Consider the following 10662-nt stretch of genomic DNA (forward strand, 5'->3'; position numbering starts at 1 on the left):
TTTGCGTGTACGTGCCCTGCGCGCGCTCACGGTAGGGCTTGTTGGACTCTGTTGGAAGAGGGGTGGTACCGCTTCGGCCGTTCGGTGCCGGGCCGCTTGACGCCGGGGCTTCCTGCCGTGGGACCCACCCATCGCGTTCGGTTGTGTTGGGTTGAACGCGTCGCCGCTGTGCCGCCCGGCGCTCTCGCCGCGGACAAAGAGGGGGGAGGGGGTGCCGCCGGGGGTCCGGGTGGATTGTCAGTGGCGGATGCCACGATGGGACGCATGACGACCTTCGAGTGGGGGCCGCTGCTCAAGCGGTGGAGCGAGGACTGGCTGGACGGCCTGGCCGCGGAGGAGCCGGAGGAGTTCGAGGAGCTCGACGAGGACCTGGTGCGGGAGCGCTGGCTGGGCTTCGCCCCCGCGTCCCCGGAGCGGTTGACGGCCCTGGAGGAGCGGGTCGGGGCCCTGGGCATCACGGTGCCCCTGCCGCCATCCCTCCGCTCCTTCCTGGAGACGTCGGACGGCTGGCGCCACGCCGGGAGCTCCGTGTATCTGCTCGCGGGCACCGAGGGCATCACGTCCTACGGCGACCCCTACGGCCTCCGGCCGATGTACGAGAAGCAACTGGGAGCCGACCCGGCCGAGGAGGAGGTGCTCCGGGCCGGCATGTGGGGCCGGGCCCTGCAGCTCGCCCTCGATTCGGACATGACGGACGTGCTGCTCGACCCGGGCGACGTGGCCGCCGACGGCGAGTGGGCGGTCTACGTACGGCACGGCTGGAGCGGCGAACACCCCGACCGGTACGCCTCGTTCCGCGTGTTCATGGAGGACATGTACAAGGAGTTCTACCGCATCAGCGGTGACCGCCCCGGCTTCGAGACCGAGGTGACGCGCGACCTCGACGCGCGGGTCGAACAGGCGCGCGTGGCCTGCCTGCGCGGTGATCTCGACGGGGCTCTCGCCGTCTTCAAGGAGGCGATGGACCTCGGCCGGCCCCGGGCGGGCCTGCTGGCCGCACAGCTCACGGCCCTGCTCGAAGGAAGTGGCTGGATACCGGTCGACCCCCGCATGGACGACCCGCTGTACGCGCACGAGGTGCTGCCCCTGAAGATCAGCGACCACCTCGGCCGCCACGGACGGGACGACAGCTTCGTCCTCGGCCCCCTGACCGAGGAGTACGCGACGGACAGGGAGCGGGCGGCGATCGTCCTGGAGGAGGCGCGCCGGCGCACCTACGAGTACGTGTCGCCGGGCCCGTTCGGCCTCGCGGTCACGGAGGCGAGGGCACGGGCCCGCCGGGGCGACACGGACGGTGCCTGGCAGGTGCTCGCGGCGGCGGTGCCGAAGTGGGAGCCGTACGGGGAGGATCACCTGGCCCCCTTCGGGCTCCTCGGCGACCCGCTGCTCGGCCCGGTCGTCACACCGGAGCGGGGCAGACAGCTGCTGCTCACCCCGAGGGCGGGGCAGGCGGGCGCGGCCCCGGCTCCCGCCGCCGGGGCCCCGGCGGTGCGCGACGGGCTCGGCTGGCTGTCCGCCGGAGACCCCGGGAGCGCCGTGCGCAGGGACTCCGGCCGGTTCGTCCTGGTGGCGGGGATCGAGCCGGAGGAGCTCGCGGAGCGCTTCGGTACCGGAGCACCCGGCCCGGTGGCGCGCGGGAGCGAACTGTGGGACCTGCTCGTCCCGGCTCCGCAGGGGAATCAGGGCGCGGTGGTCCGGTTCGGGGGGAGCGGCCCCCTGGCACGGATCGGCGCGGTGGACGGCTGGAGCTTCGCCTTCGAGTCGTCGCTCCGGACGGGCGTCGACCCGGCGCGGTTGGTGGATCCGGGCGCCGGTCTTTCGCACGGCACCCGCGCCCTCACGGTCTGGTGGGAGCCGGGGCTGTTCCACTTCGCCTGCGCCGAGGACGGCGCGGAGCGGTACGGCTTCACGGTGCACGGGCAGGAGCGGCGGCAGTGGGGCGACCTGCCGGGCGCGCTCACCCCGGAGCGCCTGTTCCCCGACCTCGGGGGACCCGCCGCCGACCGCTCGGACGAGGCCCGCGCCCTGACGGCGATAGCGGAGGTCTTCACGGTGTCCCTGCCCCGGTTCGCCCTGGACCACGGGAGGTTGCCGACGCTGCGCACCCGCTCGTGGACCTGACGGTCCCCGCCGCGGACCGTGCCGTCAGGCGGCCCGTTCGACCGCGTCCCGCAGGGTCGAGCGCATGAAGCGGAGGCGTTCCAGGCTCCGGCGGCGCATCCAGACGGCCCAGACGCAGAAGGCGCTGACCAGGACGGTGAAGGACGCCGGGAGGCCCCACGACCCGGTGGCCGCGCCGAGCACGAGCGCGCCGACCACGGTGAGTCCCATGAACACCAGCCAGGCCCACAGCCACCGCCCGGACCGCCCCAGGCGCGCCAGGTGCTCGTCGACCAGGCGCAGCATCGTCACCCGCTCCCCGGGGTCGTCCGGCACCTCGCGGCGTCGGATCCGGCGGTCGAGGTCGGCGAGGGAGGCCGGGCCGATGCCGACGGAGCCGCTGACCCGGCGGCGCTGGAGCCCCAGCACGGTGAAGGCGACCGCGGTGTAGAGCGCGGCCTGGACGACCCAGCCGACCGGGTGGGCGTCCGGGCGGAACAGCGCGACGGCCCCCACGCACAGCGGGAAGACCACGAGCGCCTGGGCCAGCAGACTGCGGTCGAGCAGACGCTTCAGTGCGTGCACGGCCTGTGCCTCCTCGGAGTCGACGGGATAACGCTTCCGTTCCTCCGCATACCCCGTGGGCACAGGGTAGTGACGATACGTCCGGGGCGGGAGCGGTCGGTGCGCGGCGGTCGGCGCCGCCCGCGCACCGGCATCCCGTCAGTCCCGGCCGTCGCCGTCCGGCTCCCGCAGCGCCTCGGCCAGTGTCGGTGCCGGTGACAGCGCGGCCGAGAGCCGCGTGACGCGCAGCATGCGCAGCGTCAGCGGATGGGCGCAGACCACCCGCAGCCGACCGCCCCGGGCGGTCACCCTGCGGTGGGCCCGCATCACCAGCGAAAGCCCGGAGCAGTCCACGAAGTCGACCTTGCTCAGGTCGACGATCACCAGCGGCTCACGGCCGCCGGTCGCGGTGTCCACCAGCCCGACCGAGTCCTGGTAGGCCACGAGGTCGATGTCCCCGTGCAGTTCGATCACGATCGCCTCGGCGACTCCGTAGATCCGCGGCGGTCGGTCGGAGTACTCACGTGCGTACTCGCTCAGTTCGTCCTGACGCATGTAGCCCCCCAGCGTCTGCGCCGGTGGTCCCGGGAGGGATGCGGCGCGACAGCAGTGCCTGGTTGTGCGTGGCCGCCGGGGGCTGGGGCGTCTGTCGGAAAACGCTATCGGGGTCCGGCGCGCTCTGGAGTGGCGGAACGATTCATGGAAGGGCGGTGCCACACGTTGGGGTGAAGTTGCAGTAATCGACTTGACGTGGCGGGGCGGTTCTCCGGGGCGCGAGGCGGCCCTGCGCCGGTGTCGCGACACCGACGGGCCGAGCGCCGAACCCCTTCTGTCCGGGCCTGGTTTCCATGGCAGGGTGTTGCGGGCAAGCCACAGGGGGCCAACAGAAGAGGGGGAACCGTGATCGTCTGGATCACTGGTTCCGTCCGCGTCAGTGCAGGTCAGACGGTTTCCTCGGAGCGGGACTCTCTACAGTTAGCCCAACTTAGCCTGAGTTAGCTTTAGTTAGCTTAGGCTCTCAAGATCTATTCCCCATCTGTTCCCCATGGGGTACAGCAACAGCCCCCGACGGTGATGCCGTACGGGGGCTGCTCTGTTGGCCCAGGACGGGAACTCCACCCGGGGAGGCGGACACGTTCCCGCCCTGGCCGTCCTGTGTAACGTGCACAGGGTGTGCGTGTCACGGACATGTCGCCTGAGTCGGGGTCGGATTTGGTGACGATTCGGTACTGAGTGTGATGAGGCCGCCCGCTCGCCGACGAGGGGGTACTCACGGCGAGCGGACGGCCGACTGACGGCGGTGGCATCCCAGTCCAGGTGAGGCCCACCGCTAGCGCAACCGTGTGCGCCTGGTGCGCCCGCGCATCAGCTTTGCGCGGGGTGTGAAGTTGTCACGTTCCGTCATGGTCGCGGGCAGAGGTTGTGCATATATCTACCGGAATCTCAAGATCTCAAGATTTACCAGTGCTGGTAAAGACTTCTGTACAAGATCGTTCCAGCGTGTACGGGTGCCACTCGACCCGATGCCCGCATGGGTACATGTCCACCTCCGGGTCATCGGCGAGCGCATCCGCCGAGCACGCAGGTCCGCCGGCCTCTCACAGGTCCAACTCGGGGAACGCATCGGCCGCGACCACAAGACGATCCACCGGTGGGAGACGGCGATCACTCCGCCCAACCTGGTCGATCTCCTGCTCGTCGCCGACGCCCTCGATACCCCGCTGTCCGACTTGGTCCGTCGCGACGTGCGCGGCGCGTAGAAGGCGGCCCGCCCCTGCTCGCCGTCGGACGGGCCGCCCGGCCGCCGCGCCCCTCACCCCGAAGTGCGCGGCGGCGGCCTATGGGTAGCGCCACGCCGGCGGGCCGGCGCCGAGGCCACTCGGAGTCCGCTGTACATACGGGACCGACACCGGGCACCGCACGTGCATCTCGATGTCCGCGCCCCCGCCCGACAGCGAGTCCTTGGCCGCGGTCTCCACCGCCTGCCCCGCAGTGATCGGCTCGTCGCACCGCCAGCACAACCGCCGGCCCTCACTCATCAGGTCCTCCCGCCGTGCGGGCGGCCGCGCGGGCGGCTCGCAGAGCACGCCGGAACCGGGCGCCCTCCGGGCAGTCCGCGAACGCCTGGCAGGGCGGGCAGGCGTCGAGGTGGTCCAGCAGCAGGGCGTACGTCGTCCGCGCCCGCCGCTCCTCGACGCTCATCTCGGCGACGCTCACCGCAGCTGCCCCGTCCCCGCGGCCTCCAGCAGCGCGGCGACGCCCTCGATCTCGCAGAGGTCGCCGGGCTGGCGGGGCGGCACGGCCCAGTGCAGACCGATCGGGCCGCGCATGTCGGCCGCGGGCACGGTCAGGTACGCGCCGTCGCCGAGCATCGCGGCGATGCTTCGGTACTCCCACCGGTCCACGGGCTCGACGAGCGCGTAGTAGGCGTGCTGCGCCGAGCTGTAGATCACCGGCCCGTCCAAGAGCTCGGCGAGCATCGCGTTCACGACCTCGCAGTCGGTCGTCCCGGCGGCCGCGCGGACCAGCCGTCCCGGCAGAAGCACGCAGTTGAAGCGCGAGCCGAGCGGCAACAGCGCGAACCCCGCCTCCGCCCACTCCTGGTGCGCCTGTTGCGGTGCTGCCTGCGCGCGGGCCAGCCACTCGAAGGCCGCCGCATGTTCCGTCTGCTGCGTCACGATCGCGCTCCGTCATCAGCGGTGATCAGGTCTGATGACGACGTTACGAGCGGCCCCCACGGACCGATGACCGGAAAACGGTCACCACGTTCAGGCGGACAGCAGGCCCACATCCACAGCGAGTTCGGACGCTCGCTGCCGCCGCTTCACCACCTTGGACTCGACCTCTTCCAAGATGATCCGGCGGGCGTACCCGTTGTACCGGATCGTCTCCGGAGCAGCCTCGAAAGCTTTCTGCAGCGTCGCGATCGCCACATCCGGCTGCCCGTCCAACTGGAACCCGCGGGCCTCCTCGATGCGGTGACGGGCCCGCCGCGGCCTCGACTTGATCACAGACTCGTCCGCCTTCGCGGCCTGCCGCACAGACTCCCCGCCCTGGTGCAGCTCGACCGCCACGGTCACCGCGTGCGCCCCCATGATGGCCCGCGAGAACGACGTCACCGCGTGGTAGTAGGACGCCGGCAGCCGCCGCGCCATCCGGTCCGCGTTGTCCCAGTGCCGCCACGCCGTGCCCGTATCGCGGCGCCGCGCGGCCGTGTACCCGAGCTCGAACTCCAGGGCCCCCGCGATCGCGAGGAGGTCCTCGTCGGCGTCCGGGAGCAGCGGCTCCAGGAAGCGCACCGCCTCCAGGTTCACGGCGTCAGCGGCATCGAAATGCCGGGGGCCGGAGTCGCGGTGCGCCTGCGCCAGCAGCCACGCGGCCACGCCGATGGTGTGCGGGTCACCGGAGTCCTGCGCCGCGACCATGCCGCGCTCCGCGACGCGCCACAGCAGCGCCGAATCGGGCTGGTAGGCGATGAAGAACTGCGACAGGGAGTACGCCTGCGCGAGCAGCGACTGAGCCGCGCGCCGGTCGGCCGCGGAGTCGGCGTGCCGGACGAGTGCCTGCGTGTCACGGATCAGGTCCGGCAGCAGACGGCCGATGACCTCGCGGTGGTTCTTCGCCGAGTGGCGGGACTTCCACGCCGCGTGTAGCCGCGCCTCGACGTGGGCGACGGGCGGCGGCTCGAAGCCGGTGCCCAGAGAGAAGCTGTCGACCGCGGCCTTCACGGCGCCAAGGCGCGGGTGTCCGGGGCCGATGAAGAGATCGACGTGCATGTCGGGGTGGCCTGTCAGCTCGGAGAGGTCCCGGACGCGCAGGGCCTCGGCGATGCGCATCACCATGTCGAGGCCCGGCGCGTTCTGCTGCCCGTTCTCGATCTTCCGCAGGGTGTGAGGTGAAACGCCGATGAGGTCGGCGAGCTGGATGCGCGTCATGCCGCGCCGCTCGCGGAGGATCTGTGTGCGTTGGCCGAAGCGCAGCGGGTCGTTGTAAGGGTCCGGGGTAGCATCAGAGGACACGGTCTCGCCCCAATCTCTGTACAGGTCGCACTGCCAGGGTATGGGGCGGGGCCATCTTCATGTGAGGGCTCTGGTCATCAGTCGCTGGGCCACGCCCCATGTATCTGGGGAGGCGTCATGTCTGACACCGCGTGGGGATAGACACGACGAAAGGGCCCCCACCGCCCGAAGGCGATGGGGGCCACGTCACGGGCGCCACGGCGTGAGATCGAGGTCCGCCGGGGGTTCGGGTGCAGGGCCTGCAGGGGTATCAGGGCCGACGCGCTTCGCCCACCGCCAGATCTCGATCACGTAGCTCGTCAGGAGCTTGCGCTGTGTCCGCTCGTCGACGAGATCCTTGCGTAGCTGCTCCGTGATCGCCGTGAAGTCGCTACGCCTGTTGGTCGAGCGTGACTGCGTCCACGACAACAGCCCGACCAGCAGCGCCACCCCACCACCGACCAGCGCACCCAGATCCATCAGCGGCCTCTCTTCCTCAGATGCAGCGGCGGCGGATCATCCATCCCCGACACCAGCACCACACCGATCGTGAACGCCCCCCACCCACAGGCGCTTCCGATGGCCTCGCTGTACGTCGTCGCCGCAGCCACCGCAAAGCTGCCCGACCACAGGCCGGCCGGGACCGCGAGCGCCGCATACCCCGCAGCCTGCACACGCGGGCAGCCCACCACCAGACCCGCCAGCGCCGCCACGACGCCAAGGACCACCCACATCCAGCCCAGCACATCCAGCGGCACGTACCGGGTGATCGACGCCATGCCGCGCGCCGTGCCGTACCTGGGGTTGTCGATGATGCCAAGCCCGCCGTACAGGGCCCAGCCGACGCCGATGGTGACGAGGAAGGCGCGGCGGCGAGACACCTCCTGCCGCCGTCGCGCCACCGCGCTCCACATCAGACGTCCGCGCGGGGGGTGTGCGGCGCCGCCCACCCGGCGACCCACGACGCGGCCGCGGGCACGAGCGCGAGGACGAACGGCTCCAGCGCGTCGGGCATTCCGCTGATGAGGGACGGGTCGTCGGTGACGGCGCCGAGGACCGCGAGCCCGGCGAGGCTCGCCAGGTAGGCGAGCACGGAACCCGCGGTGACCTTCTTCTCGATCGGAGCGGTCGGACTGGCCATGGTGGACCTCACTTCTTGGGGAGGGTGAGCTTCGTGCCGACGCTGATGTCGTCGGCGTCTCGCAGATGGTTGAGGTCGGCGATCTCGCGCCAGCGCGCGCCGTCGCCGAGCTTGGAGACGGCGATCGACCACAGCGTGTCGCCCGCCCGCACGGTGTACCGCTCGGCCGTGGTGGTTCCGCGCGCGTGTTCCAGGACCCGGGCGAACGCGATGTTCCCCGGATCGCCGTGGGCGTTCTCCGGGACGTGCTGGTGACCGAGCCACCCGTAGTACCCCGTCCAGGCCGAGCCGCTCAGGCGAACCCCGTTCGCACCGTAGGAGCCGCCCACCTGGCCCTTCTTGTACGCCTTCCACGTCACGGTGGACTGCATCTTGAGGCCGTGCTGATCGTGAGCCCAGCGCACGAACTTCGCGAGCTCCGCGAGCGCCCAGTCCGGCGCGTCCGGCCAGAACAGATAATCGACGCCGGCCTTCTTCCCCGACCACGTCGCAGCGTGCCGCTCATCGCAGGTGCCCACCAGCTCGACCTGCACGGCGTTCAGGGTGTTCGTCTCGACGCCGCCGCGCAGGTTCACCAGGGCGCGGCTGCTGACGTCGAAGTCGAAGTGCTGGTACCAGCGCAGCTTCTTCGCCTTGATGTCGGGCAGGGCGGTGAAGTTCGGGGCATCGGCGCCACTGCGGTAGCCGGGCACCGTCCACCCCTCGGTGGTGTGGAGGACGCCGACGTTCGACTCCATCGGCGAACCGCCGACCTTCCCCTGGTACCAGTGGGCGCCGGTCGTCGCGCCGGGATATTTCTGTGGTCCAGTCTTCATGCCGCAGTTCTCCTCTCGATCTGGATCAGCGCGTACCGGGCCTGCTGACGCTCGCGATTGCAGGCTCTGCAGTCGCGAGCGCCGTTGCTGCGGATGTAGGTGTTGGCGACGTCGTAGACGTGTCCCTTGGCACAGCGAGTGCGTGCCGCCCCAGCGCGCCGGTTGTTCTCCGCCTGCGTCACCGGCTCCAGGTGGTCCGGGTTGACGCAGAGCCTGTTGCGACAGAGGTGGTCGAGGTGCAGGCCCTCGGGTATCGGGCCGACCATCAGGAGGTACGCGGCTCGGTGCGCTGTGCGGGCGAGGCCAGGAACGGTGAAGCTCGCGTATCCGCTGGTAGTGCTGGATGCCGTCCATTCCCAGCAGCCGGTCTGAGTGTCGAAGATGGTCTTGTCGAGCAGCCGGACGAGCGGGGGCTCTTTCTTCCCGCGCATGGTCTTCCTCTCTGGAATGCGGAATCCCCGGCACCAGAGAGGTGTGCCAGGGATTCCTCGCCTGCCTTGATCAATGGCAGGGGCCGAAGGCGGTGGGCATGAAGAAGCCCCGGGCCATCGGCTCCGGGGCGGTGGGCGGCTGTGGGGTCAGGCGGGGTGGATGGCGAGCTTGAACTCGGCGAGCGACAGCCGCGCCGAGCGGGGCGCGTCGTGTGCGACGAGGAGCGCGATCGGGGTGCCCACGCGCACGTACATCTCGTGGCATTTGTGGAAGCACTGCATCCCCGGCGACGGGGGCCGGTGCTCGGTTGCCGTCGAGTCCGGGGCACCGGCCAGGCCGAGCGGGTCGCGCACGTACCGGTCGCGCAGTTCGTCGTAGTCGCCGGCGTCCCAGTAGATCAGCGAGGTCAGCGACCCCCAGCCGTCCATGCTCGGCCAGATCAGACCGGACCGGTCATCGCGCTGCCAGTCCCTCGTCTCGTAGCCGAGCGGGTCGAGGCGTTCGTGCATGCCGTGGCGGTCGTCTGACTCGGCGACGAACGGGAAGCGCACGACCTGGTAGGAGCCCGGCGCGATGGACTGCGGCACGTCCGTTTTCAGGGAGCAGATCTGCACGGTCATCGCGCCTCCTAGCTGGCGGCTTCGTAGCGGCCGGAGCCGTACAGGATGTCGCTGGCCGCGTAGACGAACGGGAGCTGGCTGTCCCAGATGCCGGTGTTGTCGCCGCGGTCGGACACGATCGTTTTCACGACGCCGCCGGAGCCGACGTTGTAGACGCCGCGCGCCGAGTAGTGCAGCGACGTGCTGTTGTCGAAGGCGTCGAAGCTGGCGATGCGCTGGCTGAAGCCGCTGGCGGGCGCGGCGGGCAGGACGAACATCCAGTTCTCCGAGCCGCCGCCACCGCCCGCCGCGGTCGTCGACCCCCACGAGAGCTGCAGCACCCAGTCCACCGTGCGGCCCACTTTCAGGTACCGGCCGGTGATGGCGCCGTTGCCCAGGGTCGGGGCGGCGCCGCCCTCGGCGAGCCAGCCCGGAGTCCACGACGACCAGGCGCCGAAGAAGCTGTTGAGCTGGTCGCGGATCTCCTGATTGAGCAGGGCCGCTGAGACGACCTCGCCCACCACCCACGTCCGCGGGGTCGTCGTCATCGCCGCTCCTCAGGTTCGGGCGCCCACCGGGGTTCGCCCGCAGTGGGCGGCGGGGCCGGGGCGGGCCAGCTGTCGCTGTCGTCGTCGGGGTGGACCCAGTTGCGTTCGTCGGGCAGCAGCTCGGCCAGGCTCTCCTCGACCGCATCCGGATCTTCGGGGAAGACCACGTTGATCCAGCCGAGGCCGCACTCGGTGCACGCGGTGCGCGGGTCGGCGGGGCTGACCACCTGCGCGGAGCCGCACCGGCAGTCGGCCACCCACCGGTTGTGGTTGATCCGCGCGTACACGTGCTGCCCGATGACGAAGCTGTCCGGCGGGGTGACGCGGCGCTGGACTCGGTACTCGTACCAGCGGAACACCCGCTCCGCCGGCGGCACCAGCGCCCACGCGTCGGCGGAGAGTTGGGGCGGGGGCAGGTAGAACGTCTCCGCCCGCTGGACGGGGATGTCGGGCACAGGCGTCCTC

15 protein-coding genes are annotated in these 10662 nt (G+C 70.9%); 2 read left to right on the top strand and 13 right to left on the bottom strand.

Features of this window, described 5'->3' with window-relative positions; translation table 11 throughout:
- Nucleotides 1-264 precede the first annotated feature (264 nt).
- Nucleotides 265-2121 carry an SMI1/KNR4 family protein gene (locus ACFYXE_RS19815; protein WP_389314012.1) on the top strand — a complete coding sequence of 619 codons (1857 nt, stop codon included), beginning with the start codon at nucleotides 265-267 and terminating at the stop codon, nucleotides 2119-2121.
- A gap of 24 nt (nucleotides 2122-2145) precedes the next feature.
- Here the strand turns inward: ACFYXE_RS19815 and ACFYXE_RS19820 are convergent, their stop codons facing one another.
- Nucleotides 2146-2685 carry a hypothetical protein gene (locus ACFYXE_RS19820; protein ID WP_389314014.1) on the bottom strand — a complete coding sequence of 180 codons (540 nt, stop codon included), beginning with the start codon at nucleotides 2683-2685 and terminating at the stop codon, nucleotides 2146-2148.
- A 138-nt stretch (nucleotides 2686-2823) separates the two neighbouring features.
- Nucleotides 2824-3219, bottom strand: coding sequence for an STAS domain-containing protein (locus ACFYXE_RS19825; RefSeq protein WP_389314016.1), 396 nt, complete (start codon nucleotides 3217-3219; stop codon nucleotides 2824-2826).
- A 968-nt stretch (nucleotides 3220-4187) separates the two neighbouring features.
- On the opposite strand from ACFYXE_RS19825, the gene ACFYXE_RS19830 reads away from it, so the two are divergent.
- Nucleotides 4188-4424: a helix-turn-helix domain-containing protein gene (locus ACFYXE_RS19830; RefSeq protein ID WP_389314018.1), complete on the top strand. Its 237-nt coding sequence runs from the start codon at nucleotides 4188-4190 to the stop codon at nucleotides 4422-4424.
- Between the two features lie 271 nt (nucleotides 4425-4695).
- Here ACFYXE_RS19830 and ACFYXE_RS19835 read toward each other — a convergent pair whose 3' ends face one another.
- From ACFYXE_RS19835 to ACFYXE_RS19885, 11 genes are all read right to left on the bottom strand, one after another.
- Nucleotides 4696-4881, bottom strand: coding sequence for a hypothetical protein (locus ACFYXE_RS19835; protein WP_389314020.1), 186 nt, complete (start codon nucleotides 4879-4881; stop codon nucleotides 4696-4698).
- On the bottom strand, nucleotides 4878-5342 hold the full coding sequence (locus ACFYXE_RS19840; protein WP_389314022.1) for a hypothetical protein: 465 nt from the start codon (nucleotides 5340-5342) through the stop codon (nucleotides 4878-4880). The genes ACFYXE_RS19835 and ACFYXE_RS19840 overlap by 4 nt, the downstream gene beginning before the upstream one ends.
- Nucleotides 5343-5432: 90 nt before the next feature.
- Nucleotides 5433-6683, bottom strand: coding sequence for a helix-turn-helix domain-containing protein (locus tag ACFYXE_RS19845; RefSeq protein ID WP_389314024.1), 1251 nt, complete (start codon nucleotides 6681-6683; stop codon nucleotides 5433-5435).
- 186 nt (nucleotides 6684-6869) lie between these two features.
- Entirely contained in the window at nucleotides 6870-7142 is a 273-nt protein-coding gene (locus ACFYXE_RS19850) for a hypothetical protein (protein WP_389314026.1), read from the bottom strand.
- A complete protein-coding gene (locus ACFYXE_RS19855) occupies nucleotides 7142-7576 on the bottom strand; it encodes a hypothetical protein (RefSeq protein ID WP_389314028.1) in 435 nt (144 codons plus the stop codon). The genes ACFYXE_RS19850 and ACFYXE_RS19855 overlap by 1 nt, the downstream gene beginning before the upstream one ends.
- Entirely contained in the window at nucleotides 7576-7803 is a 228-nt protein-coding gene (locus tag ACFYXE_RS19860) for a holin (RefSeq protein ID WP_389314030.1), read from the bottom strand. Before ACFYXE_RS19860 ends, ACFYXE_RS19855 begins: the two co-directional genes overlap by 1 nt.
- An 8-nt stretch (nucleotides 7804-7811) precedes the next feature.
- Nucleotides 7812-8618 (bottom strand): LysM peptidoglycan-binding domain-containing protein, encoded by an 807-nt coding sequence (locus tag ACFYXE_RS19865; RefSeq protein ID WP_389314032.1) that lies wholly within the window; start codon nucleotides 8616-8618, stop codon nucleotides 7812-7814.
- On the bottom strand, nucleotides 8615-9049 hold the full coding sequence (locus tag ACFYXE_RS19870; RefSeq protein ID WP_389314034.1) for an HNH endonuclease signature motif containing protein: 435 nt from the start codon (nucleotides 9047-9049) through the stop codon (nucleotides 8615-8617). The genes ACFYXE_RS19865 and ACFYXE_RS19870 overlap by 4 nt, the downstream gene beginning before the upstream one ends.
- Nucleotides 9050-9196: 147 nt before the next feature.
- Nucleotides 9197-9670 carry a hypothetical protein gene (locus tag ACFYXE_RS19875; RefSeq protein WP_389314036.1) on the bottom strand — a complete coding sequence of 158 codons (474 nt, stop codon included), beginning with the start codon at nucleotides 9668-9670 and terminating at the stop codon, nucleotides 9197-9199.
- Between the two features lie 8 nt (nucleotides 9671-9678).
- Nucleotides 9679-10197: a hypothetical protein gene (locus ACFYXE_RS19880; protein ID WP_389314038.1), complete on the bottom strand. Its 519-nt coding sequence runs from the start codon at nucleotides 10195-10197 to the stop codon at nucleotides 9679-9681.
- Nucleotides 10194-10652, bottom strand: coding sequence for a hypothetical protein (locus ACFYXE_RS19885; protein ID WP_389314040.1), 459 nt, complete (start codon nucleotides 10650-10652; stop codon nucleotides 10194-10196). The genes ACFYXE_RS19880 and ACFYXE_RS19885 overlap by 4 nt, the downstream gene beginning before the upstream one ends.
- Nucleotides 10653-10662 lie beyond the last annotated feature (10 nt).

Origin of the sequence: Streptomyces sp. NPDC002564 (assembly GCF_042889645.1) — a bacterium.
GTDB lineage: Bacteria > Actinomycetota > Actinomycetes > Streptomycetales > Streptomycetaceae > Streptomyces.